Origin of the sequence: Pseudomonas sp. Y5-11, from assembly GCF_022368695.1 — a bacterium.
GTDB classification, from domain to species: Bacteria; Pseudomonadota; Gammaproteobacteria; order Pseudomonadales; family Pseudomonadaceae; genus Aquipseudomonas; species Aquipseudomonas parakoreensis.
The window spans coordinates 2,042,174-2,060,457 of record NZ_CP058974.1; the positions used below are offsets into that span (position 1 = coordinate 2,042,174).

At 61.0% G+C, this 18,284-nt stretch carries 12 protein-coding genes; 9 read left to right on the forward strand and 3 right to left on the reverse strand.

The genetic code is table 11. The annotated features are described in order from the left end of the window. The first annotated feature begins 169 nt into the window (after positions 1–169). The 6 genes from lepA to pdxJ all read left to right on the forward strand — a co-directional run bounded on the left by lepA (position 170) and on the right by pdxJ (position 6,241). A complete protein-coding gene (lepA, locus tag HXW87_RS08975) occupies positions 170–1,966 on the forward strand; it encodes a translation elongation factor 4 (RefSeq protein ID WP_041064736.1) in 1,797 nt (598 codons plus the stop codon). 9 nt (positions 1,967–1,975) lie between these two features. Further along, a complete protein-coding gene (gene lepB / locus HXW87_RS08980) occupies positions 1,976–2,830 on the forward strand; it encodes a signal peptidase I (protein WP_041064734.1) in 855 nt (284 codons plus the stop codon). 183 nt (positions 2,831–3,013) lie between these two features. Continuing rightward, a complete protein-coding gene (rnc, locus tag HXW87_RS08985) occupies positions 3,014–3,703 on the forward strand; it encodes a ribonuclease III (protein ID WP_024011703.1) in 690 nt (229 codons plus the stop codon). Next, on the forward strand, positions 3,696–4,598 hold the full coding sequence (era, locus tag HXW87_RS08990; RefSeq protein ID WP_041064729.1) for a GTPase Era: 903 nt from the start codon (positions 3,696–3,698) through the stop codon (positions 4,596–4,598). Before rnc ends, era begins: the two co-directional genes overlap by 8 nt. A 167-nt stretch (positions 4,599–4,765) precedes the next feature. After that, on the forward strand, positions 4,766–5,455 hold the full coding sequence (gene recO, locus HXW87_RS08995) for a DNA repair protein RecO (protein WP_239778785.1): 690 nt from the start codon (positions 4,766–4,768) through the stop codon (positions 5,453–5,455). A 39-nt stretch (positions 5,456–5,494) separates the two neighbouring features. Beyond that, positions 5,495–6,241, forward strand: a complete 747-nt coding sequence (gene pdxJ, locus HXW87_RS09000) for a pyridoxine 5'-phosphate synthase (RefSeq protein WP_047292711.1) — start codon at positions 5,495–5,497, stop codon at positions 6,239–6,241. A gap of 85 nt (positions 6,242–6,326) precedes the next feature. On the opposite strand, the gene mltF is transcribed toward pdxJ, so the two are convergent. Further along, on the reverse strand, positions 6,327–7,787 hold the full coding sequence (gene mltF / locus HXW87_RS09005; RefSeq protein WP_080963251.1) for a membrane-bound lytic murein transglycosylase MltF: 1,461 nt from the start codon (positions 7,785–7,787) through the stop codon (positions 6,327–6,329). A 285-nt stretch (positions 7,788–8,072) separates the two neighbouring features. Between mltF and purL the strand changes: the two genes are divergently transcribed. From purL to HXW87_RS09020, 3 genes are all read left to right on the forward strand, one after another. Further along, positions 8,073–11,969, forward strand: coding sequence for a phosphoribosylformylglycinamidine synthase (gene purL / locus HXW87_RS09010; protein WP_239778786.1), 3,897 nt, complete (start codon positions 8,073–8,075; stop codon positions 11,967–11,969). 5 nt (positions 11,970–11,974) lie between these two features. Next, on the forward strand, positions 11,975–12,286 hold the full coding sequence (locus HXW87_RS09015; protein WP_131671492.1) for a YqfO family protein: 312 nt from the start codon (positions 11,975–11,977) through the stop codon (positions 12,284–12,286). Between the two features lie 1,150 nt (positions 12,287–13,436). Further along, entirely contained in the window at positions 13,437–13,799 is a 363-nt protein-coding gene (locus HXW87_RS09020) for a DUF6124 family protein (protein ID WP_047292716.1), read from the forward strand. Positions 13,800–13,921: 122 nt separating this feature from the next. Here the strand turns inward: HXW87_RS09020 and nagE are convergent, their stop codons facing one another. Next, positions 13,922–15,637, reverse strand: coding sequence for an N-acetylglucosamine-specific PTS transporter subunit IIBC (gene nagE, locus HXW87_RS09025; RefSeq protein WP_239778787.1), 1,716 nt, complete (start codon positions 15,635–15,637; stop codon positions 13,922–13,924). Positions 15,638–15,672: 35 nt separating this feature from the next. After that, positions 15,673–18,186: a phosphoenolpyruvate--protein phosphotransferase gene (ptsP, locus tag HXW87_RS09030; protein ID WP_239778788.1), complete on the reverse strand. Its 2,514-nt coding sequence runs from the start codon at positions 18,184–18,186 to the stop codon at positions 15,673–15,675. Positions 18,187–18,284 lie beyond the last annotated feature (98 nt).

The following is an 18,284-nucleotide window of genomic DNA, read 5'->3' on the forward strand; positions in this document are numbered from 1 at the left end:
CCGCGTTGTTGCCAATGCTTTAACCGCGAAAACGCCTCGATCGACAGATCGGGGCGTTTTCGTATGCAATCCGGGTGACAGGCGAACGTGACGCTTGCGCCGTGTATCAGGTACAATTCCCGGCTATTTTTCGGCGGGCCAAGCCTGCAGCCTTTTTGAGTGTTGATCCGTGAGTGATTTGAGTCATATCCGCAATTTCTCCATCATCGCCCACATTGACCATGGCAAGTCGACGCTGGCTGACCGTTTCATCCAGATGTGCGGTGGCCTGGCCGAGCGTGAAATGGAAGCCCAGGTACTGGATTCCATGGATCTGGAGCGCGAACGCGGGATCACCATCAAGGCCCACAGCGTTACCCTCTATTACAAAGCCAAAGACGGCGTCACCTACCAGCTGAACTTCATTGACACCCCGGGTCACGTCGACTTCACCTACGAAGTCAGCCGTTCTCTGGCTGCGTGTGAAGGTGCGTTGCTGGTGGTCGATGCCGGTCAGGGTGTTGAAGCCCAGTCCGTGGCCAACTGCTACACCGCCATCGAGCAAGGCCTCGAGGTCATGCCGGTGCTGAACAAGATCGACCTGCCACAGGCCGAGCCGGACCGCGTCAAGGACGAGATCGAGAAGATCATCGGCATCGACGCCACCGACGCCGTTACCTGCAGTGCCAAGACCGGCCTGGGTGTCGACGAAGTGCTCGAGCGTCTGGTCGCGACCATTCCTGCGCCGACCGGCAACATCGAAGATCCGCTGCAAGCGTTGATCATCGACTCCTGGTTCGACAACTACCTGGGCGTAGTCTCCCTGGTGCGCGTGCGTCATGGCCGCGTGAAGAAAGGCGACAAGATCCTGGTGAAATCCACCGGCAAGATCCATCTGGTGGACAGCGTCGGTGTGTTCAACCCGAAACACACTGCCACTGCCGACCTCAAGGCCGGCGAAGTGGGCTTCATCATCGCCAGCATCAAGGACATTCACGGTGCACCGGTCGGTGACACCCTGACCCTGAGTTCGACCCCGGACGTTGAAGTGCTGCCCGGCTTCAAACGCATCCAGCCACAGGTTTACGCCGGTCTGTTCCCGGTCAGTTCCGACGACTTCGAGGACTTCCGCGAAGCGCTGCAGAAACTGACCCTGAACGACTCCTCGCTGCAGTACACCCCGGAAAGCTCCGACGCCCTGGGCTTCGGCTTCCGTTGCGGGTTCCTCGGCATGCTGCACATGGAGATCATCCAGGAGCGCCTGGAGCGCGAATACGACCTGGACCTGATCACCACCGCGCCAACGGTAATTTTCGAGCTGGTGTTGAAAACCGGTGAAACGATTTACGTCGACAACCCGTCCAAGCTTCCGGATGTCTCGGCCATCGAAGACATGCGCGAACCAATCGTGCGCGCCAACATCCTGGTTCCGCAGGAACACCTGGGCAACGTCATCACCCTGTGCATCGAGAAACGCGGCGTACAGGTCGACATGCTGTTCCTCGGCAATCAGGTCCAAGTGACCTACGACCTGCCGATGAACGAAGTGGTCCTGGACTTCTTCGACCGTCTCAAATCCACCAGCCGCGGCTATGCTTCGCTGGATTACCATTTCGATCGTTACCAATCGGCTAATCTGGTGAAACTGGACGTGCTGATCAACGGTGACAAGGTCGACGCCCTCGCGTTGATCGTGCACCGTGACAATTCGCACTTCAAAGGTCGCCAGTTGACCGAGAAGATGAAAGAACTGATTCCTCGTCAGATGTTCGACGTGGCGATTCAGGCTGCCATTGGCGGTCAGATCGTCGCCCGGACCACCGTCAAGGCACTCAGAAAGAACGTATTGGCCAAATGCTACGGCGGTGACGTAAGCCGTAAGAAAAAGCTGCTTGAAAAGCAAAAGGCCGGTAAAAAACGCATGAAGCAGGTCGGCAACGTGGAAATTCCACAAGAAGCCTTCCTCGCCGTGCTCAGGTTGGAATAGTCAGGTCCTATGTCACTAAATTTCCCGCTGTTGCTGGTCATCGCCGTGTTCGTCTGCGGCCTGTTGGCGTTGCTCGATCTGCTGTTCCTGGCGCCGCGTCGGCGTGCTGCGATTGCCTCTTATCAAGGCAGTGTCAGCCAGCCGGAGCCCGTGGTGGTCGAGAAGCTGAACAAAGAGCCGTTGCTGGTTGAATACGGCAAGTCGTTCTTTCCGGTGCTGTTCATCGTGCTGGTGCTGCGTTCGTTCCTGGTGGAACCGTTCCAGATTCCGTCCGGCTCGATGAAACCGACGCTGGACGTCGGCGACTTCATTCTGGTGAACAAGTTTTCTTACGGGATCCGCCTGCCGGTGATCGACAAGAAAATCATCGAAGTCGGTGATCCACAGCGCGGCGATGTGATGGTATTCCGCTACCCGAGCGATCCGAACGTCAACTACATCAAGCGTGTAGTCGGCGTACCGGGCGACACGGTGCGTTACACCGCCGACAAGCGTCTGTTCGTCAACGGCGAATCGATTGCCGAGCAACTGGTCGGCTCCGAGCCGGGCACGCTGGGCAGCGCGGAACTCTACAAGGAAAAACTCGGCGCCGCCGAGCACCTGATCCGCAAGGAAATGAGCCGCTACCGCGCGACGCCGGACCATACCTGGACCGTGCCGGCCGGGCACTACTTCATGATGGGCGACAACCGCGACAACTCCAACGACAGTCGCTACTGGGATGACCCGAACATTCCCAAGGATCTGCTGGGCATGGTTCCCGACCAGAATATCGTCGGCAAAGCCTTCGCTGTCTGGATGAGCTGGCCGGAACCGAAACTCAGCCACCTGCCGAATTTCTCGCGGGTTGGCCTGATCAAGTAATCAATCACGGCGCTGTTGACCACAGCGCCGAATGCATTTCTGGCGTCGACACAAATTGGCGCCAGGGCATGAAGCCACGATATTCAGGACGTCATTTTTGAACACAGCGTTAATTGTCCCAGGCCTGCGCCGTACCCCGGCGATGGCAGTGGAATCCAGCCACGAACTCAGCGTGGGTAAACCGTGAGCGTTTCTCTAAGCCGTCTCGAGCGCCAGCTCGGTTACACCTTCAAGGATCAGGAGCTGATGCTGCTGGCCCTCACGCACCGCAGCTTTGCCGGGCGTAACAACGAACGCCTGGAATTCCTTGGCGATGCCATCCTCAACTTCGTCGCCGGCGAGGCGCTGTTCGATCGCTTCCCGCTGGCTCGCGAAGGCCAGTTGTCGCGTTTGCGCGCACGCCTGGTGAAGGGTGAGACACTGGCCGTGCTGGCCCGTGGTTTCGATCTGGGTGACTACCTGCGTCTGGGTTCGGGCGAACTGAAAAGCGGTGGTTTCCGTCGCGAATCAATTCTGGCCGACGCCCTCGAAGCGCTGATCGGCGCGATCTACCTGGATGCTGGCATGGACGTCGCTCGTGAGCGCGTGCTGGCCTGGCTGGCCGGTGAGTTCGAAGGCCTGACGCTGGTCGACACCAACAAGGATCCGAAGACCCGTCTGCAGGAACACCTGCAATCGCGCGGTTGTGAACTGCCGCGCTATGAAGTGGTGGACATCCAGGGTGAGCCGCACTGCCGTACCTTCTTCGTCGAGTGCGAAGTGGTCTTATTGAATGAAAAAAGCCGAGGTCAGGGTGTGAGCCGTCGTATTGCCGAACAGGTAGCGGCCGCCGCAGCACTGATTGCCCTGGGCGTGGAGAATGGCAATGACTGATACAAACGCAACTCGCTGTGGCTACGTTGCCATCGTCGGCCGTCCCAACGTCGGCAAGTCGACGTTGCTCAACCACATCCTCGGCCAGAAGCTCGCGATCACCTCGCGCAAGCCGCAGACCACCCGTCACAACATGCTCGGGATCAAGACCGAAGGTGACGTCCAGGCGATCTACGTCGACACCCCCGGCATGCACAAGGGTGGCGAAAAGGCCCTGAACCGCTACATGAACAAAACCGCCTCGGCGGCGTTGAAAGACGTCGACGTGGTGATCTTCGTGGTCGATCGCACCAAGTGGACCGAAGAAGACCAGATGGTGCTGGAGCGCGTACAGTACGTGACCGGTCCGCTGATCGTCGCGCTGAACAAGACCGACCGCATCGAAGACAAGGCCGAGCTGATGCCACACCTGTCGTGGTTGCAGGAACAGCTGCCGAACGCACAGATCATCCCGATTTCCGCGCAGCAAGGGCACAACCTCGACGCGCTGGAAAAGGTCATCGCCGATCACTTGCCGGAGAACGATCATTTCTTCCCGGAAGACCAGATCACCGATCGCAGCAGCCGCTTCCTCGCTGCCGAACTGGTGCGCGAGAAGATCATGCGTCAGATGGGCGCCGAACTGCCTTACCAGATCACCGTCGAGATCGAAGAATTCAAGCAGCAAGGCAAGACCCTGCACATCCATGCGCTGATCCTCGTTGAGCGTGACGGCCAGAAGAAGATCATCATTGGTGACAAGGGCGAGCGCATCAAACGTATCGGCACCGAAGCGCGCAAGGACATGGAGTTGCTGTTCGACGCCAAGATCATGCTCAACCTGTGGGTGAAGGTGAAGGGCGGCTGGTCCGACGACGAGCGTGCTCTGCGTTCGCTGGGTTACGGCGACCTGTAAGTACGCGGTTGTCGCAACACCGAAAAAACCTGTGGGAGCGAGCTTGCTCGCGAAGGCGTAGTGCCAGACGACATATTTGTTGACTGACACCCTGCATTCGCGAGCAAGCTCGCTCCCACAGTGGTTTTTGGGTGAATATAAAACCGCGTTTTATCCATGAGAGTTCCATGTCTTCAAACCCACCTCCCGCCCAACCCGCCTACGTCCTGCATTCGCGCGCCTACCGCGAAACCAGCGCGCTGGTCGACTTCCTTACGCCGCAAGGTCGGCTGCGGGCGGTGTTGCGCAGTGCGCGGGGCAAGGCCGGGACATTGGCGCGACCGTTCGTGCCGCTGGAAGTCGAGTTTCGTGGCAAGGGTGAGTTGAAGAATGTCGGGCGCATGGAAAGTGCCGGCAACGCGACCTGGATGGTCGGTGATGCGCTGTTCAGCGGCCTCTATCTCAATGAGCTGCTGATCCGCCTGCTGCCCGCCGAAGATCCGCACCCGGCGGTGTTCGATCACTACGCTGCAACCCTGCTGGCCCTGGCCGAAGGCCGCCCGCTGGAGCCGTTGTTGCGCTCGTTCGAATGGCGCCTGCTGGACGATCTCGGTTACGGCTTCTCGATGAGCACTGACATCCACGGCGAGCCAGTGGCTGCGGACGGCCTCTATCGCCTGCAAGTGGATGCCGGGCTAGAGCGCGTCTTCCTGTTGCAGCCGGGTCTGTTCAACGGCGTCGAGTTACTGGCCATGGCTGAAGCCGACTGGACCGCGCCCGGTGCACTGTCGGCGGCCAAGCGTCTGATGCGTCAGGCACTGGCCGTTCATTTGGGCGGTCGGCCCCTCGTCAGCCGCGAGCTATTTCGCAAGCCCTGATATGCTGTGCGCCGAATCTTTCCCTTCAGGAGCGCATCCGTGACCACCAGCAATCGCATTCTTCTTGGCGTGAACATCGACCACGTCGCCACCCTGCGTCAGGCCCGTGGCACACGCTACCCGGATCCGGTCAAGGCAGCGCTGGACGCGGAAGAGGCGGGCGCCGACGGCATCACCGTGCACTTGCGTGAAGACCGCCGGCACATTCAGGAGCGCGACGTGTTGCTGCTCAAGGATGTGCTGCAGACCCGCATGAACTTCGAAATGGGCGTCACCGAAGAAATGATGGCGTTCGCCGAGCGCATCCGTCCGGCGCACATCTGCCTGGTCCCGGAGACCCGTCAGGAACTGACCACTGAAGGCGGTCTGGATGTAGCGGGGCAGGAAGAGCGGATCAAGGCAGCGGTCGAGCGTCTATCGAAGATCGGCAGCGAAGTGTCGCTGTTTATCGATGCCGACGAGCGCCAGATCGCTGCGTCGAAGCGCGTTGGTGCACCGGCCATCGAGCTGCACACCGGGCGTTACGCCGATGCCGAAACCCCGACCGAAGTTGCTGAAGAGCTGAAGCGTGTGGCCGACGGCGTAGCGTTTGGTCTGGCGCAGGGCCTGATCGTCAATGCCGGACATGGCCTGCATTATCACAACGTCGAAGCAGTGGCAGCGATCAAGGGCATTAACGAACTGAACATCGGTCATGCGCTGGTGGCGCATGCGTTGTTCGTCGGGTTCAAGTCGGCAGTGTCCGAGATGAAGGCGCTGATTCTGGCAGCTGCGCTCAAAGGCTGAAGATCAAAAGATCGCAGCCTTCGGCAGCTCCTACAGATGTACGCAAAACCCTGTAGGAGCTGCCGAAGGCTGCGATCTTTTGCTTTTAGAGCGGGGCAGGCTCTTGAGCCGGTTTTGACTTGTCGATCCCCGGCACATGCAGATTGCCTTCGGCCACCTGATCGCCCTCAAGCTGCGGCTGGGTCACCCAGGTCAGGATGTCGTAGTAGCGACGGATGTTCGCCACGAAATGCACCGGCTCGCCGCCCCGGGCATAGCCGTAGCGGGTCTTGCTGTACCACTGCTTCTGCGACAGGCGCGGCAGCATCTTCTTCACGTCCAGCCACTTGTCCGGGTTCAGGCCTTCGCGGGATGCCAGTTTGCGCGCGTCATCGAGGTGGCCGCTGCCGACGTTGTACGCCGCCAGCGCAAACCAGGTACGGTCCGGTTCCTGAATCGACTCGTCGAGCTGATCCTTCATGTAGGCCAGGTACTTGGCGCCGCCCATGATGCTTTGCTTGGGATCGAGCCGGTTCGACACGCCCATCGCCTGAGCGGTGTTCTGGGTCAGCATCATCAAACCGCGCACGCCGGTTTTCGAAGTGACCGCCGGTTGCCACAGCGATTCCTGATAACCGATGGCCGCGAGCAGGCGCCAGTCGATTTTCTCTTTCTTGGCGTAGGCCTTGAAGTGCTGTTCGTATTTGGGCAGGCGCTGCTGCAGGTGCTGGGCGAAGGTGGTGGCGCCCATGTAGCCGAGGACATCGACGTGGCCGTAGTAACGGTCTTTCAGGCGCTGCAGGGTGCCATTCTTCTGCACCTTGTCGAGGTAGGCGTTGATCTCGTTGAGCAGGCTGTTGTCTTCGCCGGCGGCCACCGCCCAGCTCTGGCTGCGCGCATCCCCGAGGTCGAAGGCCACACGGATGTTGGTGAAGTACACCTGGTTCATTGCCACTTCGTTGGAATCAACCAGCGTCAGGTCGATCTGGCCTTCATCGACCATGCGCAACAGGTCGACCACTTCCACGGCGTCGGATTCTTCGTATTCGATGCCGGGGAATTTCTTTTTCAGCTCCGCCAGCTGTTCGGCGTGGGTGCTGCCCTTGAGCACCATGATCTTCTTGCCGACCAGATCGCCCGGGTCGGTAGGCCGCGACTGGCCGTTGCGATAGATGATCTGCGGGGTGACTTCGAGGTAGGAGTGGGAGAACCGCACCTGCTTCTTGCGCTCCTCGCTGCTGACCAGGCCCGCCGCCGCCAGTACCGGGCCGTTCGGCTTGCCGATCTGGTTGAACAGGTCGTCGAGGTTGTCGGCGGTCTCGATCTTCAGTTCGACCCCCAAATCGTCGGCGAAGCGCTTCACCAGCTCGTATTCGAAGCCGGTTTCACCGCTGCGATCCTGAAAGTAGGTGGCGGGGCTGTTACGGGTAATCACCCGCAGCACACCATCCTCCTTTACGCGCTCGAGTGTGTTGGGTTTATCAACACAGCCGCCGAGCATCAGGAAGAGTCCGGTTGCGATCAGCCATTTGGCGTACCGCGGACGCAAAGCCGTTGGGAAAAACATGTGCGCAGTATACGCAAACGGCTGCGGGCGCCATATCTCGACAGTGAGGGGCTTGTCTGCTAGAGATCACAAAACCGCACGAAACCCCGCAGGAATGGGGCTGAACGGCATTTTGTGACAGAAAAAATAAGCGTGGCCCGCACACGCTCGAAATTTGACTTCAAAGGCAGAAACACAGATTGATATCCGAGTGCAACCGTGCGTAGCGTTTCGGGTGATGTTGAGGGCGGTTTAGGCTAGAATGCACGGCCTCAAAGCACACCCCTTCCCGAGGCTGTCCCGAAGATGTTGATCCTGCGCGGCGCTCCTGCCCTTTCTGCCTTTCGCCACAGCAAACTCCTTGAGCAACTGAGCCAGAAGGTTCCAGCTGTCAATGGCCTGTATGCTGAATTCGCTCACTTCGCCGAAGTCACCGGCGTCCTGACCGGCGACGAACAGCAGGTGCTTGCGCGCCTTCTGAAGTACGGCCCAAGCGTTCCGGTACAAGAGCCGACCGGCCGTCTGTTCCTGGTGTTGCCGCGTTTCGGCACCATCTCGCCATGGTCGAGCAAGGCCAGCGACATCGCCCGCAACTGCGGCCTGAGCAAGATCCAGCGTCTGGAGCGCGGCATCGCGTTCTACGTGGCCGGCCAGTTCAGCGACACCGAAGCCCAGCAAATCGCCGACGTGCTGCATGACCGCATGACCCAGATCGTCCTGGGCAATCTGGAACAGGCCGCCGGTCTGTTCAGCCACGCCGAACCGAAGCCGCTGACCGCCATCGACATCCTTGGTGGCGGCCGCGCCGCGCTGGAAAAAGCCAACACCGAGCTGGGCCTGGCCCTGGCCGAAGACGAAATCGACTATCTGGTCAACGCCTTCAACGGTCTCAAGCGCAACCCGCACGACATCGAACTGATGATGTTCGCCCAGGCCAACTCCGAGCACTGCCGCCACAAGATCTTCAACGCCAGTTGGGATATTGACGGCGAGAGCCAGGAAAAAAGCCTGTTCGGCATGATCAAGAATACCTATCAGATGCACAACGAAGGCGTGCTGTCCGCTTATAAGGACAACGCTTCGGTGATCGTCGGTAACGTCGCCGGCCGCTTCTTCCCGGATCCGGAAACCCGCCAGTACGGCGCGGTGCAGGAGCCGGTGCACATCCTGATGAAGGTCGAGACCCACAACCACCCGACCGCGATCGCCCCGTTCCCGGGCGCGTCCACCGGTTCCGGTGGCGAGATCCGCGACGAAGGCGCAACCGGTCGTGGCGCCAAGCCAAAGGCCGGCCTGACCGGTTTCACCGTGTCCAACCTGCAGATCCCGGGCTTCGAACAGCCGTGGGAAGTGCCGTACGGCAAGCCTGAGCGTATCGTCAATGCGCTGGACATCATGATCGAAGGCCCGCTGGGCGGCGCCGCGTTCAACAACGAATTCGGCCGTCCGGCCCTGACCGGCTACTTCCGTACCTTCGAACAGTCGATCAGCACCCCGCACGGTGACGAAGTTCGCGGTTACCACAAGCCGATCATGTTGGCTGGCGGCATGGGCAACATCCGTGAAGAGCACGTCAAGAAAGGCGAGATCGTCGTCGGCTCCAAGCTGATCGTGCTCGGCGGCCCGGCGATGCTGATCGGTCTGGGCGGCGGCGCCGCGTCCTCGATGGCCACCGGCACCAGCTCGGCGGATCTGGACTTCGCTTCGGTTCAGCGTGAAAACCCTGAAATGGAACGTCGCTGCCAGGAAGTCATCGACCGTTGCTGGCAGCTGGGCGACAAGAACCCGATCAGCTTCATCCACGACGTGGGCGCGGGCGGTCTGTCCAACGCCTTCCCGGAACTGGTCAACGACGGCGACCGCGGTGGCCGTTTCGAACTGCGCAACATTCCAAACGACGAGCCGGGCATGGCCCCGCACGAAATCTGGTCCAACGAATCCCAGGAACGTTACGTTCTGGCGGTCGGCCCGGCTGACTTCGAGCGCTTCAAGGCGATCTGCGAACGCGAGCGTTGCCCGTTTGCGGTGGTCGGTGAAGCCACTGCCGAGCCGCAACTGACTGTGACCGACAGCCACTTCGGCAACAACCCGGTGGACATGCCGCTGGAAGTGTTGCTGGGCAAGGCGCCGCGCATGCACCGTTCGGTGGTTCGCGAAGCCGAGTTGGGCGATGATTTCGATCCGTCGAACCTCGACATCGCCGATTCCATCGAGCGCGTCCTGCACCATCCGGCCGTGGCGAGCAAAAGCTTCCTGATCACCATCGGCGACCGCACCATCACCGGCCTCGTGGCCCGTGACCAGATGGTCGGCCCATGGCAGGTTCCGGTGGCCGACGTCGCCGTCACCGCCACCAGTTTCGACGTCTATACCGGTGAAGCGATGGCCATGGGCGAGCGTACTCCGCTGGCGCTGCTGGACGCTCCGGCGTCGGGCCGCATGGCCATCGGCGAAACCCTGACCAACATTGCCGCCTCGCGCATCAACAAGCTCTCCGACATCAAACTGTCGGCGAACTGGATGTCCGCTGCCGGCCACCCGGGCGAAGACGCGCGTCTGTACGACACCGTGAAAGCGGTCGGTATGGAACTGTGCCCTGAGCTGGGCATCACCATTCCGGTCGGCAAGGACTCGATGTCCATGGCCACCCGCTGGAACGACAACGATGAAGAAAAAACCGTGACCTCGCCGATGTCGCTGATCGTGACCGGTTTCGCCCCAGTGGCTGACATCCGTCAGACCCTGACCCCGGAACTGCGCATGGACAAGGGCACCACCGATCTGATCCTGATCGACCTCGGTCGCGGCCAGAACCGCATGGGCGCCTCGATCCTCGCTCAGGTTCACGGCAAGCTCGGCAAGCAGGCTCCGGACGTCGATGACGCCGAAGACCTGAAAGCCTTCTTCGCGGTGATCCAGGGCCTCAACGCCGACGGTCACCTGCTGGCGTACCACGACCGTTCCGACGGTGGTCTGCTGACCTCCGTGGTGGAAATGGCCTTCGCCGGCCACTGCGGTCTGAGCCTGAACCTCGACAGCGTTGCTGAATCCTCGGCAGAAATCGCCGCGATCCTGTTCAACGAAGAACTGGGTGCCGTGATCCAGGTTCGCCAGGACGCGACCCCGGACATCCTCGCCCAATTCAGCGCTGCCGGTCTGGGTGACTGCGTTTCCGTGATCGGTCAGCCGATCAACAATGGCCAGATCAACATCACCTTCAACGGTGACACCGTGTTCGAAGGCCAGCGTCGTCTGCTGCAACGTACCTGGGCTGAAACCAGCTACCAGATCCAGCGCCTGCGCGACAACGCCGACTGCGCCGAGCAAGAGTTCGATGCGCTGCTGGAAGAGGACAACCCGGGCCTGAGCGTCAAGCTGAGCTACGACGTCAACCAGGACATTGCCGCGCCTTACATCAAGAAAGGCATCCGTCCACAGGTTGCCGTGCTGCGTGAGCAGGGCGTCAACGGTCAGGTGGAAATGGCCGCCGCATTCGACCGCGCCGGTTTCAACGCGATCGACGTGCACATGAGCGATATTCTCGCCGGCCGTGTTGACCTGAACGAGTTCAAAGGCCTGGTGGCCTGCGGTGGTTTCTCCTACGGCGACGTCCTCGGCGCCGGTGAAGGCTGGGCCAAGTCGGCACTGTTCAACAGCCGTGCCCGCGATGCATTCCAGGGCTTCTTCGAGCGTAACGACAGCTTCACCCTCGGCGTGTGCAACGGCTGCCAGATGATGTCCAACCTGCACGAGCTGATCCCGGGCAGCGAGTTCTGGCCGCACTTCGTGCGCAACCGCTCCGAGCAGTTCGAAGCGCGCGTGGCGATGGTGCAGATCCAGGAATCGAACTCGATCTTCCTGCAGGGCATGGCCGGTTCGCGCATGCCGATCGCCATCGCGCACGGTGAAGGGCATGCCGAGTTCTCCAGCGAAGAAGCCTTGCTGGAAGCCGATCTGTCCGGTTGCGTGGCGATGCGTTTCGTCGACAACCACGGCAAGGTCACCGAAGCCTACCCGGCCAACCCGAACGGTTCGCCGCGCGGGATCACCGGCCTTACCAGCCGTGACGGTCGTGTGACGATCATGATGCCGCACCCGGAGCGGGTATTCCGCGCGGTGCAGAACTCGTGGCGTTCGGAAGACTGGACCGAGGATGCTCCCTGGATGCGCATGTTCCGTAACGCGCGCGTCTGGGTGAACTGAGGCCTGTGTACAAGCTCGCGTTTTTTGTTCCCGACAGTCATGTCGAGGTGGTCAAGGACGCTGTATTCGCTGCCGGTGGTGGGCGGATCGGGGACTATGACCACTGTGCTTGGCAGGTGCCTGGGTCTGGTCAGTTTCGGCCTTTGCACGGCAGTCAGCCGTTCATTGGCGAGGCGGGGCGGGTTGAGCGGGTCGAGGAATGGAAGGTTGAGCTTGTGGTTTGTGATGCGTTGATTCGTGAGGTGGTGGCTGCTCTTAAGCTGAGCCACCCTTACGAGACGCCGGCTTATGAGGTGTGGCGGCTGGAGGATTTCTGATCTTTCTGCCGCTGGAACGGGAAACCCGCAGATGAGTGATTGTCTGCGGGTTTTTTGTTGCCTGCGATTTTCCTGGCAATGGGGTTCCAATGTGGGAGCGAGCCTGCTCGCGAAGGCGTCGGATCAGGCGATGATGTTCTGACTGATCGGGGACATATCCATTGTTGCGGTAACGGCTTCTTAGGGTTCCGCCCTTACGGCGGGTCACTTTTGACAAACGCCTCAAAAGTAACCAAAAAGGCTTGCTCCTGCGTTCGGCCCGCTCGCTGGGGCTCGGGGTCCCTTCGCTGCGGGCTCGATCCGGGCGCAGCGCCTACGGTTTGCTTCGCTGCACCTCCTCTAGCTGTGTTTGGCTTCGCCAAACGGTCGCTGCGCTCCCACGCCCGGATCAATCCCTCCGCTCAGCCTTCCGATGTCGCCCGTGGATCAAGATCAAAAGCCACAGCCGAGCTTGCGCTCATCCTGGAGTGGGGCGGCTTCGCCGCATGGCGGTGTTCACAAGTTAAAAATATGGGAGCTGGCGTGCCAGCAATGGCGGCCTGACAGCCGACCAATCTCCCACTGGAGTCACTCAATTTCCCTGTGGGAGCGAGCCTGCTCGCGAAGGCGCCCTGCCAGCCAACCGTTCTCCAAATGAATACCCTAATCCATTGTGGGAGCTGGCTTGCCAGCGATGGCGGCCTGACAGCCGACCATTTTCTATCTGGTGCATCTCCCCTCTGTAGGAGCTGCCGAAGGCTGCGATCTTTTGACTTTGGTTTTTTACAGTCAAAGGGCAGATCAAAAGATCGCAGCCTTCGGCAGCTCCTACAGGGGGATGTTTTGTGTTAAAGAGTGTGTGGAATTACCAGAACCTTCCCACAAGGTTTTCAGGTTGTCCCTCGGACGCCAGGTCTCTAGGCTTCGTCTGTCGCTGCCAATTCAGCGACCGGGCGTGAGATCCCCGGAATGCTTGCAACTAGCGCCAACACCACGATAATTGGCGCCAGCTCAATCTGCTGCCTGCTTTATGGCGGCTGTGTGCGGGCAGACTTCGGTCTGGCCGGTTGCCTGCTCCGGTGGATCTCACCCTGCACATAGCTGCCACCTCTTTGCCGCGTGAGATCCGGCGAACGATGGCATCCTCACACGCCCTAGCAGGAGTTGAATTTTGGACAAGCTAATCCCCGATCCACCCCACGAAACTACAGCGCCACCCGCCGACGCCATCCGCGTCGAAGACCTGACAAAAGACCGTGAAGCCATCAAGCGCGCTGTCGATTTCTACTTCACCCCGCAATCCGCTGAGGCGCATCAGCCCAGCACGATGTTCTTGGTCAACCCCAACGTCGACTCCGAAACCCTGCTAGCCCACGCCTACGAATCGTTGGCCTGCGCCAGTGCCATGGCCAGCAACTTCGCCAACGAACTCAGCGGTCTGCAACGCAGCACCGCTCTTGCCATCCAGCAGATCGTCATGCTCGCCGAACTCGCGGTAAATCGAGCGCTGGATCGAGTCGATCCACAGACCTGATCTCTCAGGTTCACCGCGTTATCGTTCTTCGCGAGCAAGCCCGCTCCCACATTTGACCGGCGTACACAGGTCAATGTGGGAGCGAGCTTGCTCGCGAAGAGGCCCGCCCAGACGCCGGCGAGTCAAACCTTGGCGCTGACCTCACTCCGATTAACCAACGCCTCAATCGCCCCACTCAAACTCGCGGCTTTCTCGCCAATCAACAGATGCCAGACCCCACCTTCCAACGGGCTGACACCTTGGCAACCCAGCTCTTTCAGCTGAGCCTCGGACAACGCTTTACCATCGGCCAGTTGCACACGAATACGCGTCAGTGCGATGCAGTCCAGCTGCAGCACATTCTCGCTACCGCCCAACGCCGTCAGCCATTGTTGGGCTTCCGGTGCAGCGACCATTGCAGCTTTCGATTCCTCGACTACCACCGCAGGCGCAGCCACCAACGCACGCCCCAGCGTCGGCATGGCGAGGCGGATTTCGTCGGCGATGCTGTCGGCCAATGGCCCGACCACCACCTGCAAGCTGCCGCCCTTGCCCGGGCGTACCACGGCCATCGCACCCAGAGCTTTCAAATCAGCGTCGGAAGCCTTGTTGCGATCAACCATTTCCAGGCGCAGACGAGTCGTGCAGGCGCCAACTGTGACCAGATTCTCGGCACCGCCCAAGGCTTTGATGTACGCAGCCGCACGTTCGTTTTCTGTCAGCACCGACTTTTCGGCCGACGCCACATCCTCACGCCCCGGCGTCTTCAAATTGAAGCGACGAATACAGAAATCAAACACCGCGTAATACACCACGGCATACGCCAGTCCCACCGGAATCACCAGCCAGCCATTGGTCGAGCGCCCCCAACCGAGCACCATGTCGATGAAGCCGCCGGAGAAGGTGAAACCGAGGTGGATGTTCAGCGCATTGGTGATCGCCATCGACAGGCCGGTCAGCAGCGCATGCAGCAGATACAGCAGCGGGGCGAGAAACATGAAGGCGAATTCAATCGGTTCAGTCACCCCGGTCAAAAACGACGTCAGCGCCATCGACAGGAAGATCCCGCCCATGACCTTACGCCGCTCCGGCAGCGCGTTGCGGTACATCGCCAGGCACGCAGCAGGCAGGCCGAAGATCATCATCGGGAACATGCCGGTCATGAACTGGCCGCCCTTTGGATCGCCGGCGAAGTAGCGTGACAGGTCGCCGGTGACCAGTGCGCCAGTGGTCGGGTCGGTGAAGTTGCCGAATACGAACCACGCCATGTTGTTGAGGATGTGGTGCAGGCCGGTGACGATCAGCAGGCGGTTGAACACGCCAAAGACGAACGCACCAATGCTGCCGCTTTCCATCATCAGCGCGCCGAAGGCATTGATGCCGTGCTGGATCGGCGGCCAGATGTAGCCGAACACTACGCCCAGCCCGACGGCGGCGAACCCGGTGACGATCGGCACGAAGCGCCGGCCGCCGAAGAACGCCAGGTACTCCGGCAGCTTGATGTCTTTGAAGCGGTTGTACAGCGCCCCGGCCATCAGGCCGCTGACGATCCCGGCGAGCATGCCCATGTTGATGCTCGGGTCGAGCACCTTGAGCGTGGAGATCATCACCAGGTAACCGATCACTCCGGCCAGACCCGCGGTGCCGTTGTTGTCCTTGGCAAACCCGACGGCGATGCCGATGGCGAAGATCATTGCCAGGTTGGCAAAAATGACTTGGCCGGCATCGTGAATGATCGCGATGTTCAAAAGGTCGGTGTCACCCAGACGCAGCAGCAAGCCGGCAATCGGCAGGATCGCGATCGGCAGCATCAGCGCGCGGCCGAGGCGTTGCAGGCCTTCGATGAAGAGTTGGTACATGGTGGTTCTCCCTGCTCTTTTTAGAGAGCTTGTTGTTAGTGCAGAGGCCAATGCTGGTGGCAGGCGTGACGAACCGCAGCGGCGCTGTTGAGTTTCAACAGGTCGAGGCTGAGGCGTTGGCATTCGGCCTCGTGCAGCTGGCGCACGCGATCCTTGATTTCACCGATTTGCACCGGGCTCACCGACAACTCGGTTACGCCGAGGCCGATCAGTACCGGCGTCGCCAGTGGATCGGAGGCGAGGGCGCCGCAGACGCCGACCCAGCGTTTGTGCACCGCCGCACCTGCGCAAGTCATGGCGATCAGTCGCAGCAGCGCCGGGTGCAGGGCATCGACCCGGGCGGCCAAACCTGCGTGATCGCGGTCCATGGCCAGGGTATATTGCGACAGGTCGTTGGTGCCGATGGACAGGAAGTCGGCATGTTCGGCCAGTTGCTCGGCTTGCAGCGCGGCGGCGGGGACTTCGATCATCACGCCGATTTCCGGACGTTGATGGATGCCCAGCTCCAGGCACAGCGCATCGACCTGCTGGCGGATGTGCAGCAGTTCATCGACTTCGGTAACCATCGGCAGCAGGATCCGGCAGCGCTGCAACGGGCTGACCTGCAGCAGTGCGCGCAGTTGCTGATCGAGGATTTCCGGACGGGCCTGAGCCAGGCGAATGCCGCGCAAGCCGAGTACCGGGTTGGCTTCGGCGGGCAGCGGCAGGTAGTCGAGTTGCTTGTCGCCGCCGACGTCGATGGTGCGGATGATCACCGAGTGCTCGCCCATGGCATCGAGTACGGCTTGATAGGCGGCGCGCTGCTCTTCGACGTCCGGCGCGGTCTGCCGGTCGACGAACAGAAACTCGGTGCGCAGCAGGCCGACGCCATCGGCACCGTTGGCAAAGGCGTCTGCCGCTTCATGGCTGGAGGCAACATTGGCGACCACTTCGATGGCCACGCCATTGCGGGTTTCAGCGGGCAGATGCGCCTTGGCCTGTTGCGCATCGCGGCGTTGCTGACGGTCGATTTGCGCCTGCTGCACTTCGGTCAGGCGTTCGGTGCTCGGCGCCAGTTCGAGGCGGCCACCATCGGCATCCAGCACCACCGACTGACCTTGCGGCTGATCGAGCAGAGCGGCGCCCAACGCCACCAGGCACGGCAGGCCTTTGCCGCGCGCCAGAATCGCTACATGCGAAGTAGCGCCGCCTTCGGCCATGCACAACCCGGCGACACCCTGCGCGCTGAGTTGCAGCAGATCCGACGGCGTCAGTTCATGCGCAGCAACGATGGCGCCGGCCGGCACGTCGTAATGCCAGGCTTCGCCGAGCACGGCGCGCAGCACCCGTTGCTTGAGGTCGCGCAGGTCGTTGGCACGTTCGGCCAGCAGCGCGCTGCCGGTGTGTTGCAGCACTTCGCACTGCACATCGATCGACTGGCTCCACGCGTGGGTCGCCGCTGTGCCTTGGTCGATAGCATGCTGCGCGGCGTCGAGCAGGGCCGGATCTTCGAGCAGTGCCAGATGCGCGGCGAAGATCGCTTCTTCATCGATGTTCTTGTGCTTTTTTGCTTGGGCGAGCGTGGCGTTGATTTCGCCGCGCACCTGATTCAGCGCCGACTCCAGCACCTGCTGTTGCACCAGCGGATCATGACTGCCCGTATCTGCCGGCAGGCTGATCGCATTCAGGCGAAACAGCGGCCCGCCGACCAGACCCGGTGCGGCGCACACACCCTGCAATACGCCAGCCTCGGCGGGGCGTTTGCGCGGTGCGGCGCTGACCGGCGCAGCGGCGTGATGATCGTCGGGCAGGGCGGTCGCCAGCGTATTGAGCAAAGCCTGCAGCGCAGCTTCGGCGTCCGGCCCCTGACAGCTGACCTGCACTTCATCCCGTTCACCGATGCCCAGGCCCATTAGCCCGATCAGGCTGTTGCACGGCGCCGATTGGCCGGCGAAGTGCAGTTGCGACTGGCTCTTGAAACCTTGTGCGGTCTGGCGAATCAGTGCCGCAGGACGTGCATGCAGACCGCCACGATGGGCCACCAACACCTGACCCTGAACCGCTGGCCCACCCAGCACTTCAGCATTCGCCGCCGTACTGGTGCGGGCAATGATGTGCAGCAGCGGCTCGCCGACTTTCACCGCTTTGAGCGTGATCGGGCGTACCTGGAAGTCCTGGCTGTTGGTCAGGATCAGCAGGCTGACCAGGCTTTTGCACTGCTGGCCGACCTTGTCCAGGTCGTAGCGCAACAACGGTTGGCCCTTGTCGACCCGCGTGCCTTGCTTGACCAGCATCGAGAAGCCTTCGCCGTTCAGTTCGACAGTGTCGAGGCCCAGGTGCAGGAGGATTTCCGCGCCGTTGTCGGCGCGCACGGTCAGCGCGTGGCCGGTGCGGGCGACGTGGATGATCTCCCCGGCGCAGGGCGAGTACAGGGTGTCATTCAACGGGTCGATGGCGATGCCGTCGCCCATCGCGCCACTGGCGAACACCGCGTCCGGGACTTTGGCGAGCGTGAGCACCGGGCCGCTGAGCGGGGCGCTGAGGGTCAGCTCTTTATTGTTGTTGTGCATGGCTCGGTCTCATCAGTAATTTCGCTTTCCCCTGTAGGAGCTGCCGCAGGCTGCGATCTTTTGATCTTGTTTTTTTGAACGTCAAAATCAAAAGATCG